The organism is Bacillus sp. CPT56D-587-MTF (genome assembly GCF_058792335.1).
This window is the reverse complement of record NZ_JBYTEF010000001.1, coordinates 1937186-1963113: the sequence shown is the minus strand read 5'-3', so window position 1 is coordinate 1963113 and position 25928 is coordinate 1937186. Positions and strand designations below refer to the sequence as shown.

30 protein-coding genes and 1 pseudogene are annotated in these 25928 nt (G+C 34.3%); 7 read left to right on the top strand and 24 right to left on the bottom strand.

Features of this window, described 5'->3' with window-relative positions; translation table 11 throughout:
• Positions 1-119 precede the first annotated feature (119 nt).
• Both AC3WVZ_RS10195 and AC3WVZ_RS10190 read right to left on the bottom strand, forming a co-directional pair.
• Positions 120-1118 carry a glycoside hydrolase family 25 protein gene (locus AC3WVZ_RS10195; RefSeq protein ID WP_233936332.1) on the bottom strand — a complete coding sequence of 333 codons (999 nt, stop codon included), beginning with the start codon at positions 1116-1118 and terminating at the stop codon, positions 120-122.
• Positions 1119-1596: 478 nt separating this feature from the next.
• On the bottom strand, positions 1597-2187 hold the full coding sequence (locus AC3WVZ_RS10190; RefSeq protein ID WP_000392281.1) for a hypothetical protein: 591 nt from the start codon (positions 2185-2187) through the stop codon (positions 1597-1599).
• A 265-nt stretch (positions 2188-2452) separates the two neighbouring features.
• Between AC3WVZ_RS10190 and AC3WVZ_RS10185 the strand changes: the two genes are divergently transcribed.
• On the top strand, positions 2453-2647 hold the full coding sequence (locus AC3WVZ_RS10185; protein ID WP_000412555.1) for a hypothetical protein: 195 nt from the start codon (positions 2453-2455) through the stop codon (positions 2645-2647).
• A 687-nt stretch (positions 2648-3334) separates the two neighbouring features.
• Here the strand turns inward: AC3WVZ_RS10185 and AC3WVZ_RS10180 are convergent.
• From AC3WVZ_RS10180 to AC3WVZ_RS10160, 5 genes and pseudogenes are all read right to left on the bottom strand, one after another.
• A complete protein-coding gene (locus tag AC3WVZ_RS10180; protein WP_000122943.1) occupies positions 3335-3910 on the bottom strand; it encodes a complement C1q domain-containing protein in 576 nt (191 codons plus the stop codon).
• A 153-nt stretch (positions 3911-4063) separates the two neighbouring features.
• On the bottom strand, positions 4064-4600 hold the full coding sequence (locus tag AC3WVZ_RS10175; protein WP_142408451.1) for a C1q-like domain-containing protein: 537 nt from the start codon (positions 4598-4600) through the stop codon (positions 4064-4066).
• 137 nt (positions 4601-4737) lie between these two features.
• Positions 4738-4971, bottom strand: a complete 234-nt coding sequence (locus AC3WVZ_RS10170; protein WP_065211751.1) for a DUF3947 family protein — start codon at positions 4969-4971, stop codon at positions 4738-4740.
• Positions 4972-5115: 144 nt separating this feature from the next.
• Positions 5116-5391, bottom strand: coding sequence for a hypothetical protein (locus AC3WVZ_RS10165; protein ID WP_000355695.1), 276 nt, complete (start codon positions 5389-5391; stop codon positions 5116-5118).
• 324 nt (positions 5392-5715) lie between these two features.
• A pseudogene (locus AC3WVZ_RS10160) lies at positions 5716-5826 on the bottom strand (2TM domain-containing protein); the annotation flags it as partial.
• Positions 5827-6029: 203 nt separating this feature from the next.
• Between AC3WVZ_RS10160 and AC3WVZ_RS10155 the strand changes: the two are divergent.
• From AC3WVZ_RS10155 to AC3WVZ_RS10145, 3 genes are all read left to right on the top strand, one after another.
• Positions 6030-6560, top strand: a complete 531-nt coding sequence (locus AC3WVZ_RS10155; RefSeq protein WP_000627261.1) for a GNAT family N-acetyltransferase — start codon at positions 6030-6032, stop codon at positions 6558-6560.
• A gap of 265 nt (positions 6561-6825) precedes the next feature.
• Positions 6826-7140 (top strand): thioredoxin family protein, encoded by a 315-nt coding sequence (locus AC3WVZ_RS10150; RefSeq protein WP_000658787.1) that lies wholly within the window; start codon positions 6826-6828, stop codon positions 7138-7140.
• 353 nt (positions 7141-7493) lie between these two features.
• Positions 7494-8375 (top strand): cation diffusion facilitator family transporter, encoded by an 882-nt coding sequence (locus AC3WVZ_RS10145; RefSeq protein ID WP_000380385.1) that lies wholly within the window; start codon positions 7494-7496, stop codon positions 8373-8375.
• Here AC3WVZ_RS10145 and AC3WVZ_RS10140 read toward each other — a convergent pair.
• The 5 genes from AC3WVZ_RS10140 to AC3WVZ_RS10120 all read right to left on the bottom strand — a co-directional run bounded on the left by AC3WVZ_RS10140 (position 8365) and on the right by AC3WVZ_RS10120 (position 11109).
• On the bottom strand, positions 8365-9000 hold the full coding sequence (locus AC3WVZ_RS10140; protein ID WP_000833370.1) for a phosphatase PAP2 family protein: 636 nt from the start codon (positions 8998-9000) through the stop codon (positions 8365-8367). The genes AC3WVZ_RS10145 and AC3WVZ_RS10140 overlap by 11 nt on opposite strands.
• A gap of 78 nt (positions 9001-9078) precedes the next feature.
• Positions 9079-9834 (bottom strand): sporulation protein, encoded by a 756-nt coding sequence (locus AC3WVZ_RS10135; RefSeq protein ID WP_000486625.1) that lies wholly within the window; start codon positions 9832-9834, stop codon positions 9079-9081.
• On the bottom strand, positions 9816-10637 hold the full coding sequence (locus tag AC3WVZ_RS10130; protein ID WP_000872063.1) for a serine/threonine protein kinase: 822 nt from the start codon (positions 10635-10637) through the stop codon (positions 9816-9818). The genes AC3WVZ_RS10135 and AC3WVZ_RS10130 overlap by 19 nt, the downstream gene beginning before the upstream one ends.
• Positions 10637-10819: a hypothetical protein gene (locus AC3WVZ_RS10125; RefSeq protein ID WP_000473371.1), complete on the bottom strand. Its 183-nt coding sequence runs from the start codon at positions 10817-10819 to the stop codon at positions 10637-10639. Before AC3WVZ_RS10125 ends, AC3WVZ_RS10130 begins: the two co-directional genes overlap by 1 nt.
• 110 nt (positions 10820-10929) lie before the next feature.
• On the bottom strand, positions 10930-11109 hold the full coding sequence (locus AC3WVZ_RS10120) for a YozD family protein (protein ID WP_000658451.1): 180 nt from the start codon (positions 11107-11109) through the stop codon (positions 10930-10932).
• 149 nt (positions 11110-11258) lie between these two features.
• Between AC3WVZ_RS10120 and AC3WVZ_RS10115 the strand changes: the two genes are divergently transcribed.
• Positions 11259-11414 (top strand): DUF3930 family protein, encoded by a 156-nt coding sequence (locus AC3WVZ_RS10115; RefSeq protein WP_000431486.1) that lies wholly within the window; start codon positions 11259-11261, stop codon positions 11412-11414.
• A 4-nt stretch (positions 11415-11418) separates the two neighbouring features.
• Here AC3WVZ_RS10115 and yodN read toward each other — a convergent pair whose 3' ends face one another.
• From yodN to AC3WVZ_RS10065, 10 genes are all read right to left on the bottom strand, one after another.
• The gene (gene yodN / locus AC3WVZ_RS10110) at positions 11419-12081 is read right to left on the bottom strand and encodes a germination protein YodN (RefSeq protein WP_000101499.1); all 663 of its coding nucleotides are present in this window, start codon (positions 12079-12081) and stop codon (positions 11419-11421) included.
• A 250-nt stretch (positions 12082-12331) separates the two neighbouring features.
• The gene (locus AC3WVZ_RS10105) at positions 12332-12547 is read right to left on the bottom strand and encodes a YozE family protein (protein ID WP_000750717.1); all 216 of its coding nucleotides are present in this window, start codon (positions 12545-12547) and stop codon (positions 12332-12334) included.
• 72 nt (positions 12548-12619) lie between these two features.
• On the bottom strand, positions 12620-12892 hold the full coding sequence (locus tag AC3WVZ_RS10100) for a YokU family protein (protein ID WP_000995763.1): 273 nt from the start codon (positions 12890-12892) through the stop codon (positions 12620-12622).
• Complete coding sequence (kamA, locus tag AC3WVZ_RS10095) at positions 12889-14310, bottom strand: lysine 2,3-aminomutase (RefSeq protein WP_000902142.1); 1422 nt, start codon at positions 14308-14310, stop codon at positions 12889-12891. The genes AC3WVZ_RS10100 and kamA overlap by 4 nt, the downstream gene beginning before the upstream one ends.
• Positions 14311-14520: 210 nt before the next feature.
• Positions 14521-15906 (bottom strand): arginine utilization transcriptional regulator RocR, encoded by a 1386-nt coding sequence (gene rocR / locus AC3WVZ_RS10090; RefSeq protein WP_011110073.1) that lies wholly within the window; start codon positions 15904-15906, stop codon positions 14521-14523.
• Between the two features lie 164 nt (positions 15907-16070).
• Positions 16071-16970 carry a putative beta-lysine N-acetyltransferase gene (gene ablB / locus AC3WVZ_RS10085; RefSeq protein WP_000878594.1) on the bottom strand — a complete coding sequence of 300 codons (900 nt, stop codon included), beginning with the start codon at positions 16968-16970 and terminating at the stop codon, positions 16071-16073.
• Positions 16967-18235 carry a peptidase gene (locus AC3WVZ_RS10080; RefSeq protein WP_233936331.1) on the bottom strand — a complete coding sequence of 423 codons (1269 nt, stop codon included), beginning with the start codon at positions 18233-18235 and terminating at the stop codon, positions 16967-16969. Before AC3WVZ_RS10080 ends, ablB begins: the two co-directional genes overlap by 4 nt.
• A gap of 15 nt (positions 18236-18250) precedes the next feature.
• Positions 18251-18913, bottom strand: a complete 663-nt coding sequence (locus AC3WVZ_RS10075) for a CoA transferase subunit B (RefSeq protein WP_000525293.1) — start codon at positions 18911-18913, stop codon at positions 18251-18253.
• Entirely contained in the window at positions 18898-19596 is a 699-nt protein-coding gene (gene atoD, locus AC3WVZ_RS10070) for an acetate CoA-transferase subunit alpha (RefSeq protein WP_000208102.1), read from the bottom strand. Before atoD ends, AC3WVZ_RS10075 begins: the two co-directional genes overlap by 16 nt.
• Positions 19593-20903 carry an aspartate aminotransferase family protein gene (locus AC3WVZ_RS10065; RefSeq protein ID WP_001205882.1) on the bottom strand — a complete coding sequence of 437 codons (1311 nt, stop codon included), beginning with the start codon at positions 20901-20903 and terminating at the stop codon, positions 19593-19595. The genes atoD and AC3WVZ_RS10065 overlap by 4 nt, the downstream gene beginning before the upstream one ends.
• 949 nt (positions 20904-21852) lie before the next feature.
• On the opposite strand from AC3WVZ_RS10065, the gene AC3WVZ_RS10060 reads away from it, so the two are divergent.
• Positions 21853-22602 (top strand): DUF4397 domain-containing protein, encoded by a 750-nt coding sequence (locus tag AC3WVZ_RS10060; protein WP_000083284.1) that lies wholly within the window; start codon positions 21853-21855, stop codon positions 22600-22602.
• Between the two features lie 33 nt (positions 22603-22635).
• Here the strand turns inward: AC3WVZ_RS10060 and AC3WVZ_RS10055 are convergent, their stop codons facing one another.
• Positions 22636-23769: a BA2291 family sporulation histidine kinase gene (locus tag AC3WVZ_RS10055; protein WP_000425086.1), complete on the bottom strand. Its 1134-nt coding sequence runs from the start codon at positions 23767-23769 to the stop codon at positions 22636-22638.
• Between the two features lie 236 nt (positions 23770-24005).
• Here AC3WVZ_RS10055 and AC3WVZ_RS10050 point away from each other — a divergent pair, with 236 nt between their 5' ends.
• The gene (locus AC3WVZ_RS10050) at positions 24006-24398 is read left to right on the top strand and encodes a YueI family protein (protein ID WP_000247558.1); all 393 of its coding nucleotides are present in this window, start codon (positions 24006-24008) and stop codon (positions 24396-24398) included.
• A 102-nt stretch (positions 24399-24500) separates the two neighbouring features.
• On the opposite strand, the gene AC3WVZ_RS10045 is transcribed toward AC3WVZ_RS10050, so the two are convergent.
• On the bottom strand, positions 24501-25925 hold the full coding sequence (locus AC3WVZ_RS10045; RefSeq protein WP_065382285.1) for an aldehyde dehydrogenase family protein: 1425 nt from the start codon (positions 25923-25925) through the stop codon (positions 24501-24503).
• Positions 25926-25928: the final 3 nt, after the last annotated feature.

Below are 25928 nucleotides of genomic sequence, written 5' to 3'. Positions count from 1 at the left end.
TTCATATGAGTAGACTATGTATCATGTATTTTCATTTTTAAACGTAAAGAGTCTTCTTACTATTATGTATAGTAAGAAGACTCTTTACATACTCCTTAAAAACAATACTGCCGCTATAGTTACTTAATAATTACATGTTTTTCAGGTATCCAACTATTCTGCCCGATATCTACCGCATTTCCCACTCTACCCCACACTCGAAAAGGTGTCGATCCATCTATATTCCCTTTATAATTCATACATTCAGGCTCTTCATAATAATTTACTCCGTAACCGACAGGATATTTCGAAGTTGCATAAAACCATTTCACATTAAAATGTTTTAAATATGCCCACTGCTTATCGTTCTCTAAACAAATCATATCTTGCTCACCGCCTCCCCAATAACCTGTTAAGATTAAATATGGAATTTTCTGAGTGAGTGCACCTGTAAATTGAGGGGTCATGGGAGTTTCATATAAATTTATTCCGTATCCATCAGGATATTTCGAAACTGCAATACCAATGCCATTCGGTTGCTGTGTATACACTATGTTAGATTGATTTGCTTTGTTGGAATCTATAAACCAAGAAAGTGACTTATTTCCTACTAATCGATTCAGATCACATTTCCCAATCCCAGGAACATTCCCTGAATCCGCATATTGCCACATATCGCATGGATATGCTGGCTTATTCCCTCCATAACGAGGAATCCATACAAAATCAGCTTCAATATTACATGCTCCAAATGATAAATACGTGTGATGCCCTACGTATAATCCTACTTTTTCCGCACCTAAACGGCGTAATTCATCAATAAATGCCTGTATCCCGCCTTGCATATCTGCCATCGTTTGAACTTCTACGTCCGCCACCCAAAACTTAGCTGATTGATCACCACGATTCCAAAAATCTTGTGCCTCTTTCTTTGCATCAGCAATAGATATAAAACGGCAAAAAGCATAATTACCGAATGGGATACTATGCTTTTTCATTTCACTAACATAATTTTGATACATAAAATCCACCGTATTAGAGCCATCTTGAACTCTAGCAATCACTAAATCTAGCTGAGATGCTGCAATATCCCAATTAATAGTTCCATTCCATTTTGAAATATCTACAATATACCCCATACATTCCAGCTCCTTTTGAATGTCTTATTCATAGCTTGTTTTATTGTAAGCCTCCTCTCTCTAAAACTAGCTATCTATAATATAAATAAAAAGAATCTTTACTGTTTTTCAAAATATATTCTCTTTCAGAAATATTTCTATCAACTTTAACATGTATGCCACATAAAACATTCGAAATATACCCTACTATTCATTTATTATGTAATCTCGTCCTATCAATCATTTTTACAGATATTAAAAAAAATCTCCTGTATTATTAAATTATAACTTTCAGTATCGATTTCCTTTCAACTAAAAAATTTCATCCCTCATTTTCTATATATTCTTAAGTCAAAATTACTACCTCTACATGAAATTTGAGATTTAGAAAAATTTTAATTAATTGAAGTTTACTCCTATTAAATTGCAATTTTCCAACCTGAACACTATTGGTGCATAAAAAAGACATTTTCTATTACTGAAAATGTCTTTTTACAGTTTAATAAAATAACTTTGGTGCTAAATCTGTATTTTGTAATTGTGAGTTTTCACTGCTCATAACACAACTTGTGGAAAATAGAATTGGGATACCACAAACCTCATCATTCATTACATCACGAAACACATTGGCCGCAACACCTGTAAACGTTTGACATAAGTTAGAAATATCGTCATTGAAAAACTGAATGACTTCCGCAGCGAAAACCGGAAAAACAACATTCGGTCCGCCAGGGAACTGAGGCTGTACCACAACTTGTTCAAAATAAGGATTATTTTCTAGTGCTACTTGAAATAAATGAGCTATTTCAAATGCATCTAGTGGACAAGGAAATGGATTTACAATTTCATTCTCATTATTCGTTACAATAACTGTCACACTTACATTCCCAAATTGTACAAAAGATTTTAAAAGCGTTGCTAATGCTCTCGCTTTTTCGTTGCTTAACGCATGCACTAAAATAATATAATTACCACCAACAGGAATAAGCGGCCCAACTGTAACAGTTGGATCAGCACCTATTGAATTTTTTAATTCATTAAAATATGTGATCCACGGTGGCGAAAGCTGAGCTTGTACATTTTCTTCCACTATTTTATACTACCCCCTTATACCATTCTTACTAACATAATATGTAACAAACAAAAAAATGCATTAGTTATATTAACCATTTGCGTATTTATTGATTATATTAATTAAACATTTTATTTTCCATTCTCAATTTCCCCTTTACATCTTTAAGCACTTTTACTACTATAAAATTCTTTATTATAAGCAAATCCACTGAAATTTCATATTATACTAATACGACTCTATATCCATTAAATTATAATACTCAATATTAGGAGCTGATTTCATGGAAAAAAAACCTATCGTGTTCAAAATCCCACCAAATTCAAAGCTAAAAATTACATTTTTCGGTCCTTGTAACGAAGTAATTACAAATGTGTCTATAATTAATCAACTATGCACCCCTAAATGTCAAACTATCACGCAATACCCAGACTTTAAGAAATATGTAACGGAAGTACGATCGCTATCCCGTTGTTAGTCCGCATAATGCACGATTTTCACAACTTTATTACCTAAAATAACCGAGAAAGAAAATAACTGCATTCCTAGACTAAAATTACTCATGTTATGATATTCCATTGATAATTCATTGATTTTTTACACGTTTTTATGAAAAGAACATATATTATCGTATGGAGATTATCCACTCATAAAACCTATCTTTCTTTGGAGCGTACTTTTTATGTATGCTCTTTTTTTATGTAACCGTCCCCCTTCTAAATTGACCAACAATATATTAAAATTCTTTATATACTCAAGGAGGTCAAATATGTTCAAGTTGCATCCAATACTACTCATCTTAGGATTGATTTTGTTTTTATATAGTGTAATCGCCTTTATGCTATTCTTTTCAGTGTATTAGCATTCCCTACACAAATCTATGTTCAATATATAATTTCTATATGGTAAAGAAAAAACATAATGATACGATCTTTTATGTATTCCGTCTTTCTTGTTCTATAAGAAAACTAGTAAACTTACTAACAATGCGTTTTTACAAGCATGTTACTTATTATTCTGTTTATTATCTGAAGAAGGTTGAAGCCCCTACAAATTAAACTACGCTTTACCTGTTTACTTATATATTTTAGAAAAACAATAATAATCCCCCACCATTTGGTAAGGGGATTAACTAAACCTACTAAAAAACATTTAATAATCAGTTTTATTTAGTTGGAGAAGGAAATCTTGCCGCTTCAAAGTGAACCGTATTTACACCATTAACATTTTGTACAATTACGCCAGCAATACTACTTTCTGCAAAAACTTCAACTAAATCTCCTGCTTCTAATTGAAGAATAGTAGTTACGGAAACATCATTATTAAAAAATACTCCTGTTCCAAAGAAATCATTATCTATCGCTATTGCCGGATTGCCATTTACACGAATTTCTACTCTAGCTCTGTAATTTACATTAAAATCATTTGGAGAAAATGTTATATTTCCTAATACACTATATACCCCTCTAGTTTTCGGAGTAAAAATCGACGTTACTGGATTATATTCATTCGCTAGATCAAATTGTTCATTTTGAAATAATACTTTAACAGGAGTATTTGCTAGAACAGGTTGATTAACTGTATTCACAGCTCTAAATGCCGATGCCCTTACAAGCTCCTCTTTCTTATCATCACAACACTTCACCTTTACATACTTCCTATCACATTTACTACTTTTCCTATAACAATCATGACTTTCCTTTTTGTAATCTTTACAATACTTACAGTAATAATAAGACATAGTGAGTCCCCCTTTACACTTATTTTTACATAGTATGCTATATAGATTAGAATAGCTTGGACGACCTGTTACTATTTTTAATAGATTAAAAAACCCTCACCATTTCGGTGAGGGTTTACCTTTAAGCTTCTGCAAACTCATTGTTTAATGACTTTATTTAATTGGAGAAGGAAATCTTGCTACTTCAAAATGTGCACCATCTTCTAAAGGACTTAAAACTCCATCTATACTACTTTGTGCATAAATCTCAACTTCATCCCCTGCATTCAATTGAACAATCGTCGAAACACTTACGACATTTCCAAAACTTATTGGACCAAAAAAGTCATTATCTATAGCTATCGCTGCGTTTCCATTCACACGAATTTCTACACGCGCTCTATAATTTAAAGTTGGATCGTTTGGAAAGAAACCAATCGTTCCAATAATAGAATATACACCTTTAGTCTTCGGCATAAAAATAGATGTTGCTGGATTATACTCATTCGCTAAATCAAATTGTTCATTTTGAAATAACACTTTCACAAAAGTATTAGCAGGAACATTTTGATTCACAGTATTTCTAGCTCTAAATGCCGATGCTCTAACAAGATTGTCCTTGTTATCATGGCACTTACAAGTGTTCTTACAACAATCATGAAGCTTCTTTTTATACTCTTTACAATACTTACAGTAGTAATAACAAGACATACTAATTCCCCTTTCAAACTTATTACTACATATTATGTAAGATTGATTTATAAGGTTTGGACTAGCTATTTTTATTATTCATAAGGGCGCTATTAACCTGCACCCTTATTTATATACACCACTTTATTCCTTACTAGTTATAAGTTGTATACAGTCCCATATGGAATAGTCAGAAAAGAACTTCCGTACGGTGTAACTTGATGTACTGGGTAAAAATACTCTACGGATGAATAATACGGTTGTACACCTTGCTGCTGCATTTGCAATGCTTGTTGAATAGCTTGGACTGTACTTTGTGCTCCACTATACGTTATAGATGTACCATACGCTGGTCGCATACCAGTTTCAGAATTAAAATATGAATAAAACATGATTTTCAGCTCCCTTCCCGTATAATTTATTACAAATTATATTATGATTCTTTATTTCAGTGGGTACTATAAAGCTAGTCCGCTCGCTTATATTCAAATGACAAAATAAAAAAGTAGCTGCTAGACTACTTTGACTCCTTCTTATCACCAAATGAAATGATATACATATTCTCCTGTTACACGCTCATTAATTCCCGCAACCCTAACGAACCTAAGTAAATCCGCTCCTTGAAGGAAATATACCGAAATCGTAACCGGTACTTGCGACCACATGAATTGATAAAGCTCATTCACTCTCTGATTCGTCGTAACGATTAAATCATTTACAGGTCCATGATTCCATGCAGAGGTTTGAACTGAAGTGAAAGAAAGGTCTTTCCCATTAACCACTATTCTTGATACGCTTTGAGTTATGTCCACAATAATCCCCTCCAACATTACAAAAATTGGACCTTTTTTAGTTCATATTATTATAAATATTCTTGACTGTAATAAATGTTTAAGGCAAATCCCTAATAAAGTGAAACTTTAATCAGCTCTCACCAATCGGGCTTTTACTGGCAGCCCGACCCCACCTAAATTCTTTGCTTCCGCTGAACTTTGAGGTGGGGGTATTTACTGCCCGACAAATAGCGGGATAAAATTTTTTTATTCATATCCCTCAATTCCCATTACAACCATATAATTTCTAACCTTATTCAATTTTTGTAATTAAAATAAAAAATAGCTAATTCACTACTTAAAAAGTAAAAAAAGCATCAGATTGACTAGTATGTAGATGGTTAAATGAATGTAAAATGTTTTTAAATTATCTACTCTTTTTTTAGTTTGGAAGTAACTCTCATCTCGTCCCATCTTTATACACCACTTTCTTAATCACACTGAACGCAATATTCAATTGATGAGTTTGTCATTTCGTTAGCTCCAATTAACGCCTTTGTTCAATGTAGTAATTTTCTTGTATAATAAAAGTTAATTAATCTAGAAGGGACTGACTTATGCGCAGATATCAATATTTTTAATCTACCTATCATTACAACATAACGGAGGTAAAAGTATTGATTACAGAACTACACTCACAGAGATTATATTTAAGGAAAATGAAAGCATCTGATTCACTAAGTATGTTTAAAATATGGTCTGATCCTGATGTTACTAAATTCATGAATATAAGTAATTTCACTGATGAGAACCAGGCAAAAGATATGATTCAATTCCTTAACGAACTCGCTCAAAATAATAAAGCTATACGTTTTACTATTATTGAAAAAGAATCTAATCATATTATCGGTTCATGTGGCTATAATTCCTTAGATTTTGAAAACTCAAAGACTGAGATTGGCTATGATATTTCAAAAACATTTTGGGGTAAAGGATATGCACCTGAAGCAATATCCTCTTTATTAGATTATGCTTTTACACATCTAAAACTAAATCGTGTTGAAGCAAAAGTTGAACCTGCAAATGTAAATTCTATAAAAGTATTAGAAAAATTAAACTTTACTTTTGAAGGTACTCTGAGAAAGAGCGAAAAATCAGCTGGAAAGCTTATCGATTTAAATATCTATTCGAAATTAATAAGCGATTAATTTTAGTCCCTCTGCCCATACTCAATCAAAGTGTGGGCTTCTTTAATTTCTGTATAAAATTCAAAAGTTTGACACAATCCTGGAAAAAGCTTATAAAGAAAAGTGAGGTTCCATTATTTTCACACTTAGTAGCGCAGTCATGTTACATACAATTTTATAAGTGTGAACGAACTACAAAACTAAAAAACAAATAATAAGTTTGCAACATGTTTGCAAATACGAATTTTGCATATAAATTCGTGTGATATTGAAAGGAGTTTTACTTATGAAAGAAATTAAAACAGAACAAGAATTCAAAGACATCATCGCAAGCGAGGAGCCTGTAGTTGTTAAGTTCTTTACTACATGGTGCCCAGATTGCGTACGTATGGACAACTTTATCGGAGATGTAATGGAAGAGTTCAATAAATTTGAATGGTACTCTATCAATAAAGATGAGTTTCCAAGTATCGCTGAAGAGTATCAAGTAATGGGTATTCCAAGTTTACTTGTATACCAAAACGGTGAGAAGCTAGGCCACTTACATAGTGCTAATGCAAAAACAGAAGAGCAAGTTACTGAGTTTTTAGAAGCATACTAAAATGAAAGCCCTCTGGAAAATATTTTTCAGAGGGTTTTCATCTATTTTCACAATTATCTTTTGAATTTTTTCATCGTTTAATGAATTACACCTTGTCATGATAAGAATAATACGTAGTAAGAAAAGTATTCGTTTCCTCATCCATCTACCCTCCTATCTCTTTAGTAAATAAACTCCAATTAGGTTCACACCTTGACTTTGTACTTTTCAACATATTTTTCCTTTACGAAACTTTGTTATCCCCTTCTTAAAAAGCTATAAAACGTCAACAATGTTTGTATAGACCCACACGACTTTCGTTTGATACTCTATTTATAGAAAGAAATTCCTTTAAAGAAAGGTGAGTGATTAAAATGGATACTCTTTCTCATAAAGAAGCTGATAAAGGTGCTATTGTCAGCATTATGGCCTACATATTTTTATCCTCTATGAAAATCATCATCAGTTATATTACCCTCTCTAGCGCATTACGCGCTGACGGTTTAAATAACTTAACGGATATCGGTGCTTCTTTAGCGATATTAATTGGTCTAAAAATATCTCGTAAACCTCGTGACCCAGATCATCCGTATGGGCATTCGCGTGCCGAACAAATCGCATCACTTGTTGCGTCCTTCATTATGGCAACAGTCGGATTAGAAGTTGTTATTAGTGCCATTCAATCTTTCTTAAATCCGAAACAAGCAGCGCCTAATGTACTCGCTGCATGGGTTGCTTTATTTTCTGCTGTCGTTATGTACTGCGTGTATTTGTATACGAAAAAAATTGCAGCACGAACAAAAAGTAAATCATTAGAAGCCGCTGCAAAGGATAATTTATCAGATGCACTCGTAAGTATTGGTACCGTAGTAGGTATTGTCGGTTCTCAGTTCCAAATGCCTATTTTAGACCCTATTGCCGCTTTAATTGTCGGTCTTATTATTTGTAAAACTGCATGGGAGATTTTCGTAGAATCTTCTCATATGCTAACAGATGGAATTGATCCTGATAAAATGGAAGAATACGCTGATGCTATTGAGCATATTGGCGGTGTGGAAAACATTGTAGATATTCGAGCACGTATGTATGGGAATCAAACGTACGTTGATATTACAATTGAAGTAGATGCTCGCATGGATGTTGGAGAAAGTCACTGTATTACCGACAACATCGAAGCTATGCTGCGCAAAAAATTTGGAATTTACCATGCACACATTCATGTTGAGCCAATGAAAAAAGAACCTATTATGACATAGGTTCTTTTTTTATGAACGTTTTATGGAATATAACACATAAAACGAGCCAGCTACCGCCAGCTGCCCATCCTGCTAATATGTCAGATGGATAGTGCACGCCAAGATATATTCGGCTAACTGAAATAGATAATACAACAAAGCTTGCTATAAGAATAATTAACAATTTTTTATGCAACGAAATACGCTCTTCAGTAATTGTGACGTATGCAATAAATCCTAAAAAAGCAGTAGCATTCATCGTATGACCGCTCGGAAAACTATATCCAGTTGCAGTAACAAGCTGCGTGACATCAGGTCTTGCTCGTTCGTACCATAGTTTAAGCATACTGTTTAAATAACGAGATCCGTAGTAATTAATTGTTAGAAGTAACGCACTAAGTAACTTTTTTCTAACGAGAAAATACATTACAAGAATAATGAGTAATGGAAAATATATTCTTTTGGAACCGATAAAAGACACCCAAGTAAAATAGGTCGTCAAATAATCGTTTCGAAAGCTTTGAATAAAATGTGCGACTATATTGTCAAAGTTCTCAATACAAGCGGTATGATACGAAAGTGATAATACGACAAAACAAATGAGTAACGTAAAACTTAGCAAGTATAAATGTCGATATCGTTTCACATACATAACCTCACTATGCAAAAAAAATGGAGCGGTTGTTTTAGTTTTCCTCTCCATTTCTTTTTTATGCATAGTTTATTAAAAAATATAATTATTAATTTTTTGCTTCATCTCAGGGATATCTTCTCTTGTTACGGTAAAACGAATCACCTTCTCATCAAGATCAAGCGCCTCAGCGAATAAACCAGCTAATCCACGTGATTTTCTATCTACTTCCATAATAATTTCTAGTCGGTCGTATGCACGTGGCAAGATTAATAATTCTAATTCATCTAATTTCCCATAATGCTCTCCAGAAACCGGAATAAACTCAAATTCTTGTGCGAATGGAACTTGCTTACGTAATCGATGCGGTAATTCTTCACATTCTATATGACGTGCTTTAAACCCTAATTCATTTACACTATCTAAAACACTACTTAATAATGCATTAGGTAACACTTGAACGTAGTCGCGGTCACTTGGGTCTATACTACGTTTAATATCAAGACCTGTATGAATCCAAACCGTTTTCATACCAAGTGTAAGTGGTGCTTCAATTGGCATTGGAAAAGAAAATGGAATTTCAACTTTTTCATTCGGTTCTACAGAAAAAGGTTCTGTTAAGCGTACTCGCTCTAAATCATATGTTGCTGTTACTTTTTTATCATCCACTTCTCGTACATACGACGTCGATAATGTTAAGTAAATGCTTTCAATTTGTTGGCTAACTGAACCTCCAGTTATATGAACCTTTCCAACTATTTCTTCCCCAACAATATACTCATCTTTTTCAAGAACAGTATCTACCTTTGCACTTCCAATACCAACGCTTGCTAAAAACTTTTGAAACATGGAGTCTCCATCCTTTCTAAAGCAGAAGCTACATCTTGTTTTAAATCTTGTACATTCTCATAGTACGGCGTTTTTATTTGTAACATTCGCATAAGCATTTCACGATTATAATGTTCCAAAGTTAATTCTTCGTACCATGGTTTTTCCTGTTTTTCATTAGATTCATACCCTGCATATAATAAAAATAATGAGAAATGACCGAGCGCATAAAAGTCGCTACGAAAGTGAACTTCTCGCATCAAAGCTTGTTCACCTTCGTAAGTTGTAGCTCGCTCATCATCTTCACCTTTCCATTTAGCTAATCCAAAATCGATAATACTAATTTGATTTTCTTTCATTAGTATGTTTGGAATGCGTAAATCTCGATGAATAATGCCTTCACTATGAAACACCGATACAATTTCTAATATTTCATATAAAATCTCAAAAACTTCACGTTCTGTATATACATACCCATCTATGAAAATATAATCTTCAAAATTTTTACCAGGCATGTACTCCATCACAAAGAAGCTCTTTTTCTCCCATAGGAAATGATCATATAGACTAGGAATTGCATGATGATTTAATGTTTGTAAAATCATTTTCTCTTGTTCAAATGATTTTCTACCAGACTCATATCTTTGTTTACTTTGTCTTAATTGTTTTAAGACTTTATATCTATTTATTTGTAAATCATTAACGACATATGTAACCCCATAACTGCCCATTCCAATTACTGATTCAATTTTATAACGCTCTGCAACAATTGTATTTTTTCGCAGTGGTCTATCAAATAATGCTAGTACACGACGCCATTTCATCAGCTACTTGAAAAGAAGCTACGGCTTTTACGTTTTCTTTTATAATGTTGATGTCCATAACCAGATGAACGTCGTTTATAATCGCTACTTGAATACGAGCGCCCTCTACGACGATAATCACTACTTGAATACGAACGATATTTTTTCTTTCCTAATAAAGAATCAATAATTTTTTTGAACATTCCTTCACCTCTTGAGTAAAATTTCCTTCTCATTATACCAATAATTATTGACTATATTTGTGACAGGTTTGTAAAGAGTAAAAAACGACGAGTTATGCCCGTCGTTACTTTCATTCATCCTCTTCATCAAAAACTTCATCAATCATGCATTTCTCTAATAAATACTCAAATGTAATATCTGCGAGATCTTCAATTTCTTCTCGTTTTGGGACGTACCCTCTTTCAATTAGTTGCTCATAAAAAAACTCCGCAATCTCTTCCGTATCAATCACGACTTCAATTTCCTTCATGAGCATCACTCCTTTATTTCTGTTTTATGAAAAAATCTCAAAATTATGTATATGAGATTAGAAAAATAGATTTTATTTTTTTATAGGTCATAAGCTTTGGACGAGATGCATACGATTGTAGTACAAGCTATTCAAAGGGGGAAATAATAATGGAAAATCAATATGAAGTAGGACAAACAAAAGAAGAGTTCATGCATGAAGATCAATGGGCAGACTCTCTTATAAAGTGGCTTTTTATTTTTTTAATAGTTGTAGGCATACCTTATACTGCATATGTTGTTGTTCAATTTATTCTCTCTTTCTAGTTAACTATTTTTTCTCTGTCAATTTAACTAAATAATTATGAACAACATCCATTACAATTTTATATTCTTCATCTTTAAATGTATCGAACAATAATTGATAATCGTTATAAATATCAAGTAATCCATCAATGATTTCTTGACGATTCGTCTTAACACTCACTTTTTTCGAGTTGTTAATTGACTTTAACTTTCCTAAATCTAATTTATTCATACCTGCTTTATCTTGTTTCATTTTCTTCAAAATTGCATTTGCCGTTTGAGCATTGGCGAGTAACGTTAAATCTGATTCATCCGCTTCTAACCATTCACCATCCGTAATCCGTGACAATTCATAAATTGTATCTTCCCATGCGTCATTCTTATATCTCCATACTTCTGTACGAAAACCAACAATACGGAAAACATCTTTATCATATCCAGTTACTTGCACAAGATCACCAAACGTGAAATTATAATTTAATTCAATCCACTCCGTATCGCCCTTTTTCATATCTTGCTCTGTAACGTGCTGCAGCGTTTGCTCTACGTAAAATCCATCGTGATTATTGACTTCGTATACATAAACTCCATCTAAAACCTTCATATTTGTGATTTTCCCAACGGTTCCATATAGCGTAATCACGACTATGTCCCCTACGTTGTATTTAGGTTGTTTTTTTCTTGCCATCTCTATCTCTCCTTTTTTTGACGTCGTGATTTTGATATCAGTATATGCAACCTACATAAAAACGCTTATCACAGAAGCTTATATTCATAAATTTTTTCAATAAAAAATATAATCTTATAAAATTTACATTACACTCAAACAAAAGCTAGTAACTAGACTAGCTTTAAATCAACAAATTTCATAATAAAAAAACATACAGAATACTTCACTTTAAATAAAGTAATGTATTCTGTATGTTTTCAAATAGTTTTTATCTATCTTGTATGTATAAATCCCAGGCTTCATCAAATATAGACATACTTTCTAGCATTCCGCTCAACTCTAAGTATGAACTAATTTCATCATAGTCTTCAGATTGCTTCGGAAAACTTAAATCATCATACATCGCCTCTGCTAAATCTGAAATTTCATTTCTAAATAAAGCTGCACGATGCTTCATCATATAATGGTAAAATGTCTTTTTCAAAAATATTCCCTACCTTTCTAACTTGGGTACATTATACAAGGCAAAAAAGAAAAAAACCAGCATAAAAGCTGGTTAAAAGTCGAAATAATTTCTTTTTAATAGACGCGGTCTTCCCATTAATTCTTCATATGTTAGTTGTTTTGGTAAATCTTTCGTGTAAATTAAGAATAATTGATCTTCAATTTCTTTTACTGTATGGTCTGATTGATAGTCCATCCCGCACGAGGAACAAGAAATACATGGTGTCTCTTGGATTTCAATGGCTTTCGTACCATCTGGTAATTCCCAATATACAGTATTCAAGCTTTCTTTCGCTTCTGTACTGTCACACCACATACAATTCATACTGCATCACCCTCAGTTTTTTTGTCGTTTTCTTCTAACTTAGCCATTTGTGCTTGATATTTTTTATCTTTTAATTGATCGCGCTTATCACGTTTATCTTTTAAAGATGCATGAGTATCATTATCTTCGTAGTCTTTACGACGGTTCATACGCTGTAAGTCGTCTGGAACGAGGTTAAATTTCTTATCGCTCATAAGACCTGCGATACCAACATCTGAACGTTTTTCTTCGTAGTTCGGATAAATCTCTTTAAAGTATCCTTCCGCTCTTCCTGGAATATAGCTCTCTGGCTCTGGATACGTCGTAATAACACCTTCAAAGTTACGAAGTACAACTTTATCTGCACTTTGTGAGATTAAATAGTTTGGCTGAAGTGCAATTTTACCGCCTCCACCTGGCGCATCAACAACGAATGTCGGAACAGCATAACCAGATGTGTGTCCACGTAAACCTTCAATAATTTCAAGACCTTTAGATACTGGTGCACGGAAGTGACCGATACCTTCAGATAAGTCACATTGATAAATGTAGTATGGACGTACACGGATTTTTACTAAGTCATGCATAAGTTTTTTCATAATTGGAACGCTGTCGTTAATACCAGCTAAAATTACTGCTTGGTTTCCGACTGGAACACCAGCATTCGCTAACATTTCACATGCCTTTTTCGATTCTTCAGTAATTTCAATAGATGTATTGAAATGTGTATTTAACCATACTGGATGGTATTTTTTAATAATGTTACATAAGTTTTCTGTAATACGTTGTGGGAATACTACTGGTGCTCTCGTTCCGATACGAATAATCTCAACATGCGGAATCTCTCGTAAATTTTTTAATACATATTCTAAAATTTTATCGTTAATTAGAAGTCCGTCACCACCGGAGATTAATACATCTCGTACTTGTGGCGTTTCACGAATATAAGCAATTGCATCATCTAATTGTTTCTTCGGTACACCCATTCCAATTTGTCCACTAAAACGACGACGTGTACAGTAACGACAATACATAGAACATTGATTTGTTACTAAGAATAGTACACGGTCTGGATAGCGATGTGTTAGCCCTGGAACTGGTGAATCTTCGTCTTCGTGAAGTGGGTCTTCTAAATCATATTTTGTTTTATATAACTCTTCCGAAATCGGTACTGATTGCATCCGAATCGGACAGCGTGGATCATCAGGATTCATTAGCCAAGCATAGTACGGTGTAATATTTAACGGGATCGTTTTCGTTGAAATTTTAACGCCCTCTTCTTCTTCAGGTGTTAAGTTAATCACTTTTCTTAAGTCATCTAACGTTTTGATCGTATTCGTTAATTGCCAAACCCAATCATTCCATTGCTCTTCAGTAACATCTTTCCATAATTCGATATCCTTCCAGTGACGATTTGGTTTGTATACATCATGTAACATTGCTATTCCCCCTTTTTATACGCTCATCCTTTATATAAGCAATAGTTATGCCAACTTTACATTGTTGATAAGTAAATGTGCGGAGAACCCTATTACATAAGCGAAAAAATATTTTTAAGCGTTGTATGAAATCAATACTTAACATCATATTCATTACTTTTTATATATGTAAACGCTCTTTTATTCGTGCAAACACACAAAAACCGCCGATTATTCGGCGGTTTTGTCGTACTTGCTCAGTTTATATTGAAGCGTTTGACGAGGGATACCCAACATTTTTGCGGCTTGTAATATATTCCCTTCCGTTTCAATCAACGCTTGATCTATTAATTCTTTTTCTGTTTGATGAAGTGCTTCTCTAAGTGGCATTATACCCTTCTTCTTCGAAAACTTCTCTTTCCGAAATGTACGTGGTAAACAATTGGCTGTTAATGTATTCCCTTCTGCAATAATAACAGCATGTTCAATCGTATGTTTTAACTCCCGTACATTTCCAGGCCACTGATAAGCTTGCAGTCTATCTTTCGCTTCCTCATCAATTTGAAGTACACCTTTTTTATAACTTTTATTATATTCTTTCAAAAAATAAGATGCTAATAATAGTACATCCTCAGTTCTTTCACGAAGCGGTGGGATATATAATGAAAATACGTTTAAGCGATAATATAAATCAGTGCGAATTTTATTCTCTCGTAAACATATTTCTGGAGGCTGGTTCATCGCGGTAATAACACGAACATCTACTTTTCTCGTCTTATTATCACCAATTCTTCTAATGACTCCATCTTCTAACACTCGTAACATTTTTGCCTGCAAATCAAGAGGCATTGAATTCAGTTCATCTAAAAATAATGTCCCACCATCAACAAGTTCAAATAGCCCAGCTCTTTCAATCGCTCCCGTATAGCTTCCTTTTGTCGTTCCAAACAATAAACTTTCTAATAGCGACTCTGGTAAAGCTGCACAGTTTTGTGCAATAAATGGCTTGTTTTTTCTTTTAGAAGCTTCATGAATTGCTTGTACGAACAGTTCTTTTCCTGTTCCTGTTTCACCATATATTAAAACATTCGCGTCTGTTGGTGCTACTTTTTGTGCTAACTCTTTCGTCTGTTTAAACCGCGTATCATTTGTCACTATCGTCTCAAATGCAGCGTGCTTTTTAATCACTTTTTTTCTAGATGATCGCTTTATTTTCGACTGTAAGTCAACAATTGTGTCAGTAAGCTTTTGAATTGTAGAGTAATCCTTTGCAATTTCAACAGCCCCAGCAATATTCCCATCTATAAAAATAGGTAACGTCGTATTTACTGTACAAACATCTTCACCATTTAAATTTTGATAATGTTGTACCTGATGTACGATAGGTTTTTTTGTATCTAGTACTTTCATCAATGTACTCGTTTCCCTTGATAAAGACGGGAACGCTTCTAACAGATGTTTCCCTAACACTTTTTCAATCTTCGATCCATCGTGTTTTGCAGCTACAGAATTATAAAATATTGTAATTCCATTTTCATCTACAGCGTGTATAGCCTCATCAATACTGCCCAAAATCGCTTCAATGACTTCTTGTGTCGAAACTGCTAGCAATGTCATCCCCCCTTTTGCCGAAAATTCAGCAATTACATGCCAAATTTTCGGCACACCTATGTGCGATTGTAAGCATGACGATTCCGTTCTATAATTTTAATCAATTTTATATTTTCATTAGATAACTCGAAACTCTAATTAGTACGGCTTTTTCAAACACCCAGCTCCACCTAACTGTTTTGCTTTACAGCCAAATTTTGAGGCGGAAGTTTTACTGCTTTCGAATAGCTAGAAAGATCTTTCACCCATATATTCATATCTTCCAACTTATCGAAAATGTAGCAATTATTCGCCAGTCTTCCTGTATACGTATAGCCTAATTGATGAAAGGCAGCATTCATTCCGAAAGAAAGCGATCGAGCAATTGTATAGGAGCAGAAAATAGATCTTTCTTGAAGTTCTTCCTCTAATTTAATTAGTAAACTTTTCATAAATCCATGTTTACGGTATTCAGGTAAAGTAGCACAATTCGTTAATTCTGCATTCCCTTCCTTTATGTTCATTTCTGCAGATGCTGTACTAATAATTTTCCCCTCAAATTCATACACGTAGTAAATTGTATCGTCTTCTTTCATCGTCTGTAATACATAACTCGCTTCATTTAAAGGTGTCGGATACACTTCAAATACTTTTCCGAATACAGTTGCTAATTCTTCTGCATCTTCTTCAGTCGCTTTTCTCAGCAAAAATTTCTCTGGAACTACTTTTTCTTTTATTTCTTTTCCTTTTACACCGCTTAATATAGTATCTTCCTCAATCCAATGCATACTATTTCGTCTTTCATCATTATTATATTTCACAAAAAAGTATGCATCGTGTCCTTGAAAATAATGAGGTATCGTTGCTTCCAACAAAAAACCGAAAGAGAGCCATGTTGAAACATGCTCTCCCTTTCCTTTAATAATACATTTAGTGAAAGAATGTTTCTCTGCTAGTTCGTCAATTGTCTGTATAATACTTTCAACATTTCCTGTATAGTGATCTACCCGAATACGCTTATTAAAATAATCTAAAACACCTTCTACTGTATAACAATTCGTCTGTTCTCTAAAAGATTCATAGTATTTCATTTTTTCACCTCACACCAATCTAGTAATGTACATGCAATAATTTTTGCGGCAGCTATCATTTTATCAACTTCTATATATTCGTTTGGATAGTGTGCTACTTTCGTCTCTCCTGGACCAAATACTATTGTTGGTACGTTTGCAATTTGTGTAAATAAACCTCCATCAGTCCCCCACGGAGATGCTTCAATATTTGGTTCGTTCCCTTCGATTTCAACAAAGTTGTGATGAAGTGTCGTAATGAGTTCATGATTCTCTTCTAGTTCACCAGGAACCCATCTCGCTCCAAACCATTCTACTTCTACTGGATTTTCAACAAACCAATTGTCCACATCATTTAATTCAGCAATCCAATTCTCAAACTCTTCTTTTGCCGCCTCTATAGTCTCATTCGGCGCAACACCGCATCTTCCTTCTAAAATTAATTCATCGGGAACAGAACTTGGCCAACTCCCTCCTTCAATTTTCCCAATGTTAATTGGAATTGGAATCGGAATTTCTTTAAATAACGGATCTGTAATTCGACTATTTCTTTTCTCCTCTAGCTTTCTTACATGTTCTATAACAAACATACTTTTTTCAATTGCACTAACCCCTTCATAGCGCGTTCCACCGTGTGCAGCTTTCCCTTTTACACGTAGACGAAACCACATGGAACCTTGTTGTTTCGGGAAAAACTTCATATTAGTAGGCTCCGGAATAATGACACCATCTGCCTTATATCCTCGTAATATAGTTGCTAATGTCCCTGCTCCGCCACTTTCCTCTTCTATTACACTTTGAAAATAGATGTCTCCTTTTAATTCAATGTTAGATTCAATAATCGCTTCCATCGCAAGCATAAGTGCGACATTTCCGCCCTTCATATCCGTCGTTCCACGGCCATATATACGATTTCCGATTTTCTCACCGCTATAAGGATGATGTTCCCACTGATTCACATCCCCTTCTGGAACTACATCAATATGCCCATTCAATATCATAGATTTCCCGTCGCCACTTCCTTTTAAAGTTGCTACAATATTTGGGCTATCTGAAAAACTTGTACGGGGTGATACAAAATAAGGATGATCTTTCATTTTAGAAAAAGAAGGCTCCCATATATCGAGCTCTAAACCTAATTCACGTAATTTTTCAATCACAATTGCCTGCGCACCGCTTTCATCACCAGATACGCTCTTTTCTTGAATTAATCGTTTTAAAAATTTCACACTTTCCTCTTCATGGCTCTCAATATAATCACAAACTTGCTTTTTTAATTGCTCCATATATTACATCTCCCTTCATTCAATTACTAGTAAGTTAGAACTAATTTGAAAATCAGCTTCTGTATGTCGTTTTACATCTTCTACTGTGTATGGGCTCATTAATTCTTGTAATATAAGTCCACTCGGAGTTACCTCCATGACTGCCATATCAGTAATAATTAAATCTACACATTTCTTTGAAGTTAATGGCAATGTACACTCTGAAACAATTTTTGCATTTCCGTACTTATCAACATGATTCATCACAACAACGACCCGCTTCGCTTTTTGTGCTAAATCCATTGCTCCACCAATACCTGGAACACGTTTTCCAGGTACAATCCAGTTTGCTAAATCACCATTTTCACTTACTTGTAATGAACCAAGAATCGTTATGTCTAGCAAACCTTTTCGAATCATCCCAAACGCTGTGCAGCTATCGAAATAACTTGCTCCTGTTATAAGAGAAGTTGGTAAACCTGCTGCATTACACAAATTTTCATCTTCATTCCCTTTACTTGGCGTTGGTCCCATGCCGACGATTCCATTTTCCGCATGAAACATAACATTTATATCTTCAGGCAAATGATTTGGTACAAGCGATGGTATGCCAATACCTAAATTTACAATCATACCATTTTGTATTTCTTTCGCCGCACGCCTAGCAATCTTATCCCTCACTTCTACGCCCATACCCATTTCCAGTTCACTCCTTCCGACGGTACAATATAATTTACGAAAACACCTGGAACGACAATTTCCTCTGGATCTAAACTTCCAAGCGGGACTATTTCTTCTGCTTCTACAATTGTTATATCCCCAGCCATAGCTACATGGGGATTCATATTTCGTGCACTTTTGTCAAATACAAGGTTACCAAACGGATCTGCCTTTTTCGCATATACAATTGAAACTTCAGCAGTTAATGCTGTTTCAACTAAGTAGGTCTTACCATTCATTTCAACTGTTCGTTTTCCCTCTTCCACAATCGTATCAACACCAACATCAACTAAAACACCACCAAGACCAACGCCACCAGCGCGAATACGCTCTGCTAATGTTCCCTGCGGAGAAAACTCAATTTGTAACCTTCCCTCGTTTAGTTGCCTTCCTGCATTTGGATTGGAGCCAATGTGAGAAGTAATTATTGATTTAACTCTTTCATTTGTAACAAGACGACCGATACCTACATCAGGAAATCCAGTGTCATTTCCAATTAAATTTAAATTTGTAACGCCTTTTTCTAAAATTGCCTGTATTAAAGATGGAGGGGATCCAATCCCTCCAAATCCCCCAAACATCAATGTCATATCATCATGGAACAAAGAAATTACTTCCTCAATTTCTTTTAATTTACCGAATGTATTTGTAATAGTTGTCATGCGATACTATGCCCTCCTTTTTGCATCATCTCTTCCACACTTTTAGAGAAAATTGAAAGTAATTCATCTAACTCGGAATATGTAGTTGTCATTGGCGGTGCTACAAGCAGTGCACTATCTTCTTTTCCTGCTTGCCCTGAAACTGCTTGGTATAAAAGCAGACCATTTTTAGCTGCAACTGAAATAAGCTCTGACGCTTTTGTAAACGGTTGCAATTCTACCCCGATTAGCAACCCTTTTCCGCGCACATCAGCAATGATTGTCGATTGTTGCTGAACTTTCTGTAAGCCTTTTATTAAATACTCTCCCTTTTCTGCTGTTTTTTCAGGAAGATTATGTTTCTCCATATATTCAATAACAGCTAAAGCCGTTGCTGCAGACAATGGATTTGCACTTAACGTATGACCGCTCATTACTGAACGTGATCCACGTAATATTGGTTCCATAACACGATCACTTACAACTGTCGCTGCCATCGGTGTATATCCCGCTCCTAACCCTTTACCAAGTGTCATAATATCCGGCTCTACGCCCCAATGCTCCATCGCAAACCATGCTCCAGTACGACCAAGCCCAGTCATTACTTCATCCGCAATAAATAAAATATCGTAATGGTCGCAAATCTCTTTAATGACTTTATAATAGTCTTTCGGCGGAACAACCGCGCCTCCAGCTGCTCCGATAATCGGCTCAGCAATAAAAGCAGCAATATGCTCTGCACCAATTCTTTCAATTGATCTTTCTAGTTCAGTCGCACATGCCAGCTGACAAGTTGGATATACCTTTTGAACAGGACATCTGAAACAATATGGAGCTGGTATAGTCGGATAATCTTCCAAAATAGATACGAAACGTTGTCTACGTAGTGGATGCCCAGACATCGATAAAGCACCCATCGTAATACCGTGATAACTCATCCATCTTGATAAAATTTTATGTTTCCCTTGAATACCTCGCTCTTGAAAATGCTGAATTGCAATTTTCATAGCTGTTTCATTCGCTTCCGTGCCACTATTTACAAAAAAACTCCAGTTCAAATCTCCTACACTTAAATCACTTAACTTCTTCGCTAATTTTTCAGCTGGTTCACTCGTAAACTGTGATCTATAAACGAAAGCAATCTCCTCAGCTTGCTTTTTAATAACGTCTGCAATCTCCTTTACGCCATGCCCAATACCTGCCGTAATTGCTCCTGACGAACCATCAAAATATTTATTGCCATTTTGATCATACAAATAAACACCTTTTCCATGTGAAATCATTGGATACGGCTGACCAACAAGTGGTTTAATTAAGTAATCGCGCATAGCGCTCCCCCATTTCTCCAATTTGTATATATATATGAAGAAAATTGACGTTTCTTTCATAAAAAAGAATCCTCTGCAAAAGCAGTGAATTTATCAAAAAACTATTATAAAATATACAAATGAGTGCTTAAAAATTTTTATAAAACAGAAAATTCAGAACTAAAAAACCGAAGACCAACCCTTTTCTATACGCCCAAATAACCCTCCTTTTTATATGAAATGACTACATCACCAAATGTTTTTATAGCATAATGCCAACTGTCCTTAAATGCCGACATTCTGTACACTTCGACGGAACTCCCGTTAAACTCCTTCCTATTATCCTACTTTAAATTGCATATTTTAAAACAAATTTCGACACCCACCTTACTAATCAATTCAGATTCCTATTCATTATGTAAACTTTTCAGTTTTAAACTATAAAAAAAGAACCGATTAACCACACTAATCAGTTCGTCATGACGCTCTCTTATGGGTTAATACTGTCAATTGCTAAAATAAATAGAAAAATGAAGTTTACAAATTCATCCTACAGCCTATAACACAAAACCTTTTCATAACTTCATTCACAACTACTATCGGGATATCCCTATCCCGAAGTGGCACTCCTTTCCTCAGATTCAAAGTATCTTTCCTTTATAATTTATGTAGGACAATTATCACTTTGTATGTGTATTTGCCTATAATTAAAAAAATCCCTAGTTTTCTAGCGATTTTTGGACATGTATTCAATATGTTAATTGAAATGCACTTTCAATTTGGCATTTATTTTACTTTCGTACAATCATATGTACTGCTTTACTCTGCGAAATTCTCGTAAGCACCAGCACCTCTTTATGAAAACATATTTGTTGTCAATTTTTAATTTTCCCTTTATAAAATCATTTTTTTTGCATAACCGCTTTCTTGCTTTGCATATAGTTTTAATGATGACAAAGGAGGAATGTTCATGTCTCAATCTGAAATCGAAAAATATGGACAAGAAGTTACACAATACGAACAACTCGCACGTTACTATCAGTTTCGTAATCCTAAAAAATATATAGAATTATATATGAAATATTACGATGCACTATCAAAACTTGTACAGGCGTATGAAACAAGAGACTCACAAGAAGCTGCTTTACCGTCACATATAAGAATTTTTCATGCCGATCCAAATATACCAGCGGTTGACATTTTAGTAAACGGACAAAAGGTTATTAAAAATATTTCATTTAAGCAATTCAGCCCTTATTTATCATTAGTGCAAGGTAAATACCGTATAGATATTGTTCCTGTCGGAAATGAAACTCCAATCTTTTCAGCGTTGGTACCAATAATGGGAAATCATACTTATACTCTTGCTGCAATAAATAGTGATAATCACCTACAATTACAGCCTATACTTGATAATACACATTTACCAGCTGGTCAAGCCAAAATACGGTTTGCACATTTCTCTCCAGATACCCCTGTTGTAAACGTAGATTTAAAAGATGGGGATCATTTATTTGAAAATGTACTCTTTAAACAAATAACAGATTTTTTGCAAGTTAGCCCTGGTACAGCAGATATTGAAATTTCACTCGCAGATAATAAAAACGTTTTATTGACTATACCAAAATTCAATGTTGAACCAAATGTTATTTATACAATTTCAATAGTAGGTTATTCAACTAAAGATCCTAAATTAGAAGCCGTTATACTCACAAATTAAAACAGTCTACACCATTCATTTGGTGTAGACTGTTTATTTTTGAAATGCAATTTGAAATTCTGTCCAATCGTTATCTGATCGACACATAATGGATCCATTATGTTTTTCCACAATTTGTTTACATACAAATAATCCAATACCAGTTCCTAACTTTTTAGTAGTTACAAATGGTTCAAAAATCGTTTCTACATTTTCAGCTGGAATCATTGGTCCATTATTTTTTATCACAATTCGAATAGCTTGATCTTCTTCAAATACATCAATGATAATTTTTCGTTCTTCTTTCATTGATTCAAGAGCATCAATTGAATTCATTAATATGTTTAAAAATACTTGTCTCACTTCACTCCGATAACCAACAAGCGGAATTGGATACGGTAAATTCTTTTCAATCAAAACATTCGCATTGACCAAACTCGGATATAAGAATTGTATAATGTCTTGAAACAAGTCATTAAGCCAAAACCGTTCCGATTCATTCCACATTTCTTTTTTCGATACGAGTAAAAATTGCGAAATACGAAAATTTAATTGATCTAATTCATGCGAAATAATATCTAAATACGATAAACTCGGATGATCCGCCTTTAATAATTTAACAAACCCCATAATGGAAGTAAGCGGATTACGAAATTCATGTACAAAACTAGCTGACATTTGCCCTAAAATCGTCAGCCTTTCTTTATGTGTTTCGTTAATATATTGCTGTTTTTCCTCTAAATTCTTCGATATAATTTCCGAGTATTTTAAAACGGTATAATAAATTAATTTGTCAAAACAAGTATGTATTTTTGCCATAATTGGTTTCAATTCACGAGCGCTAACATCTAATTCACACATCGCTTCGAAAAGTTCATTTCTTCCCACGTTTGCGTTATAAACAAAATCTCCAATATTCGCATCTGCTCCAGCACGTTCAATAGCAATTTTCTCACATAACGGTTGAAGATAATTTATATCTTTATCTTCCATAGTAAGTTCGATAATTAACTCTAGTAAATCCTCTCCATTTTGAACTACTTCTAGTTTAAATGGATCTTTTTCGGAAATTATCATTTTGTTTTTCCAGTTCTCTACGAATTGGTGCCTATTGTTTTTCAAGTGTGAACAAAATATTTCTTTAATATCCTTATCGATTGGAAAAACCTCCATTCCCTCCATTTCCATACGACGAATACCCTTTATATTTTGAATATTAACACAAAAAATACGATTCGTTAATAGATTTTTGTCACATTTTGTTAATTTCTGTTGATAAAATTATTTTTTCTTTCTTATTTAACTAATTGTATACAAATCCCCTTTTTCCTTCACATATTTTCATTATTTCCGTAGTCAAAACGACTTTTTTTTGCATCATTTTTAATTCTTGCGTACAATAGAAAATGAAAGGTGTGAAAAATATGGTAAATAAAAATGTGGAAGATTATCTCCAAGAAGGCATTTACGGCCAAAAGCAAAACAAACCAGAAGAACGTAATATGTATTTAACTACATTACGTGAGCGTGTGGAAATCGCTTTAACAATCGGTCAAGTAATGCAAAGTAATGTATACTCTGAAGTGGCGGGTAGCATGCGCTCTTCTCAATCATTACAACTCCTCCTAAATGGTGGCATTGCTTACCCACATTTATCAAAATACATTAAATTAGCAAACGAAAAAAATGTTCCTTTTACAATTGTTCAAAATAAAGATACAAAAACACCAATCGGTTTAGTATTAACTCATGCTACTGCTATAGATAAAGAACAAATTTATGTAGAAGATACTATTTTCAAACAAGAAATGAAGTAAAAGTTACACTTAATTAAATAGTTACTAGAAGCGTAAAAAACGAGTATGGAATCGTAAACATTTCCTACTCGTTTTTTAGTGCAAGTTTTAAGTTTTTCCACTTTATTTTTTAATACATACTAATTTCATTTCTGTCATTTCTTCTATTGCATATTTAATTCCTTCGCGTCCCGTGCCACTTTCTTTCACACCACCATAAGGCATATGATCTACTCTGAACGTTGGAATATCATTAATCATGACACCACCAACCTCTAGCTCATCAATTGCACGCATTGCTTTAAATAAATTATTTGTAAATACTCCTGCCTGTAAGCCGTAACGCGAATTATTTACTTGCTCAATCGCTTCATCAAATTCCTTAAATGTATTTACTGTCATGAGTGGACCGAATACTTCTTGGCACTGCACAGATACATGATCTGGAACATTTGTTAATACAGTCGGTTCAAAAATTCTTGCATCCTGCTTCTTACCACCACATAAAACAGTTGCTCCTTCCTTAATTGCTTCTTGAACCCACATATCAATTCGCTCTACATCTTTTTTTGAAATTAAAGCTGATACATCCGTTTCCTCAAGCAATGGATCACCAACAACAACTGATTCCATCGCTTTCTTTAGCTTTGAGAGAAATTCATGTATTTTCGTTTCATGTACAAAAACACGTTGTACTGAAATACAAACTTGCCCATTATTAACAAATGCTCCCCATTTTACACGTTCAATTATTTCATCTGTTAACTCTACATCTTCATCAATAATAACAGCAGCATTTGAGCCTAGTTCTAACGTAACTCGTTTTAGCCCAGCCTTTTGTTTTATTCCGATTCCAACTTTTGGACTTCCGGTAAAAGTAATAGAAGCAACGTAATCATTTTTGACGATTGCCTCACCAACCGTGGGGCCAGGGCCAGAAATGATATTTAAAGCTCCATTTGGCAATCCTGCCTCTTCAAATAACTCAACTAATGCATAAGATGATAATGGCGTTTGATCAGCTGGCTTTAATACAACTGTATTTCCGGCAGCGATTGCTGGTCCAACTTTATGCGCTACTAAATTTAATGGGAAATTAAATGGTGTAATAGCCCCTATAACCCCAATCGGCTTTCGGATTGTATATGCAATACGCCCATCTGCACCAGGTGCGGCGTCTAATGGCAATGTCTCACCATATATACGCTTCGCTTCTTCAGCTGCAAATTTGTACGTTTGAACAGTACGATCTACTTCTCCCCTTGCAGCACGTATTGGTTTTGCAGCTTCTTTTGCAATAATCTCTGCAAATTCTTCTCTTCTTTCATCCATTTTTTGTGCAACTTTCTCTAAAATAGTCGCACGATCATATGCAGATAATTTATTCATTTTTGTCATTGCATTTTTTGCAGCAGTAACAGCCTCTTTTACATCTTCTTCCGTTCCTTGTGCAATTTCCGCTAATGTTTCTTCAGAATATGGTGCGTATAATGGTTTATACGTGTTTACAGATTTCCAACTTCCGTTTATATATAAATGCTTTTTCATACT

Excerpts from the sequence above, each read along its gene's own strand:
- AC3WVZ_RS10195 (WP_233936332.1), bottom strand. The coding sequence starts at position 1,118 with ATGGGGTATATTGTAGATATTTCAAAATGGAATGGAACTATTAATTGG.
- AC3WVZ_RS10185 (WP_000412555.1), top strand. The coding sequence starts at position 2,453 with ATGGAAAAAAAACCTATCGTGTTCAAAATCCCACCAAATTCAAAGCTA.
- AC3WVZ_RS10180 (WP_000122943.1), bottom strand. The coding sequence starts at position 3,910 with ATGTCTTATTATTACTGTAAGTATTGTAAAGATTACAAAAAGGAAAGT.
- AC3WVZ_RS10175 (WP_142408451.1), bottom strand. The coding sequence starts at position 4,600 with ATGTCTTGTTATTACTACTGTAAGTATTGTAAAGAGTATAAAAAGAAG.
- AC3WVZ_RS10170 (WP_065211751.1), bottom strand. The coding sequence starts at position 4,971 with ATGTTTTATTCATATTTTAATTCTGAAACTGGTATGCGACCAGCGTAT.
- AC3WVZ_RS10150 (WP_000658787.1), top strand. The coding sequence starts at position 6,826 with ATGAAAGAAATTAAAACAGAACAAGAATTCAAAGACATCATCGCAAGC.
- AC3WVZ_RS10145 (WP_000380385.1), top strand. The coding sequence starts at position 7,494 with ATGGATACTCTTTCTCATAAAGAAGCTGATAAAGGTGCTATTGTCAGC.
- AC3WVZ_RS10135 (WP_000486625.1), bottom strand. The coding sequence starts at position 9,834 with ATGTTTCAAAAGTTTTTAGCAAGCGTTGGTATTGGAAGTGCAAAGGTA.
- AC3WVZ_RS10130 (WP_000872063.1), bottom strand. The coding sequence starts at position 10,637 with ATGAAATGGCGTCGTGTACTAGCATTATTTGATAGACCACTGCGAAAA.
- AC3WVZ_RS10125 (WP_000473371.1), bottom strand. The coding sequence starts at position 10,819 with ATGTTCAAAAAAATTATTGATTCTTTATTAGGAAAGAAAAAATATCGT.
- AC3WVZ_RS10120 (WP_000658451.1), bottom strand. The coding sequence starts at position 11,109 with ATGAAGGAAATTGAAGTCGTGATTGATACGGAAGAGATTGCGGAGTTT.
- AC3WVZ_RS10115 (WP_000431486.1), top strand. The coding sequence starts at position 11,259 with ATGGAAAATCAATATGAAGTAGGACAAACAAAAGAAGAGTTCATGCAT.
- yodN (WP_000101499.1), bottom strand. The coding sequence starts at position 12,081 with ATGGCAAGAAAAAAACAACCTAAATACAACGTAGGGGACATAGTCGTG.
- AC3WVZ_RS10100 (WP_000995763.1), bottom strand. The coding sequence starts at position 12,892 with ATGAATTGTATGTGGTGTGACAGTACAGAAGCGAAAGAAAGCTTGAAT.
- kamA (WP_000902142.1), bottom strand. The coding sequence starts at position 14,310 with ATGTTACATGATGTATACAAACCAAATCGTCACTGGAAGGATATCGAA.
- rocR (WP_011110073.1), bottom strand. The coding sequence starts at position 15,906 with ATGACATTGCTAGCAGTTTCGACACAAGAAGTCATTGAAGCGATTTTG.
- ablB (WP_000878594.1), bottom strand. The coding sequence starts at position 16,970 with ATGAAATACTATGAATCTTTTAGAGAACAGACGAATTGTTATACAGTA.
- AC3WVZ_RS10080 (WP_233936331.1), bottom strand. The coding sequence starts at position 18,235 with ATGGAGCAATTAAAAAAGCAAGTTTGTGATTATATTGAGAGCCATGAA.
- AC3WVZ_RS10075 (WP_000525293.1), bottom strand. The coding sequence starts at position 18,913 with ATGGGTATGGGCGTAGAAGTGAGGGATAAGATTGCTAGGCGTGCGGCG.
- atoD (WP_000208102.1), bottom strand. The coding sequence starts at position 19,596 with ATGACAACTATTACAAATACATTCGGTAAATTAAAAGAAATTGAGGAA.
- AC3WVZ_RS10065 (WP_001205882.1), bottom strand. The coding sequence starts at position 20,903 with ATGCGCGATTACTTAATTAAACCACTTGTTGGTCAGCCGTATCCAATG.
- AC3WVZ_RS10060 (WP_000083284.1), top strand. The coding sequence starts at position 21,853 with ATGTCTCAATCTGAAATCGAAAAATATGGACAAGAAGTTACACAATAC.
- AC3WVZ_RS10055 (WP_000425086.1), bottom strand. The coding sequence starts at position 23,769 with ATGGAAATGGAGGGAATGGAGGTTTTTCCAATCGATAAGGATATTAAA.
- AC3WVZ_RS10050 (WP_000247558.1), top strand. The coding sequence starts at position 24,006 with ATGGTAAATAAAAATGTGGAAGATTATCTCCAAGAAGGCATTTACGGC.
- AC3WVZ_RS10045 (WP_065382285.1), bottom strand. The coding sequence starts at position 25,925 with ATGAAAAAGCATTTATATATAAACGGAAGTTGGAAATCTGTAAACACG.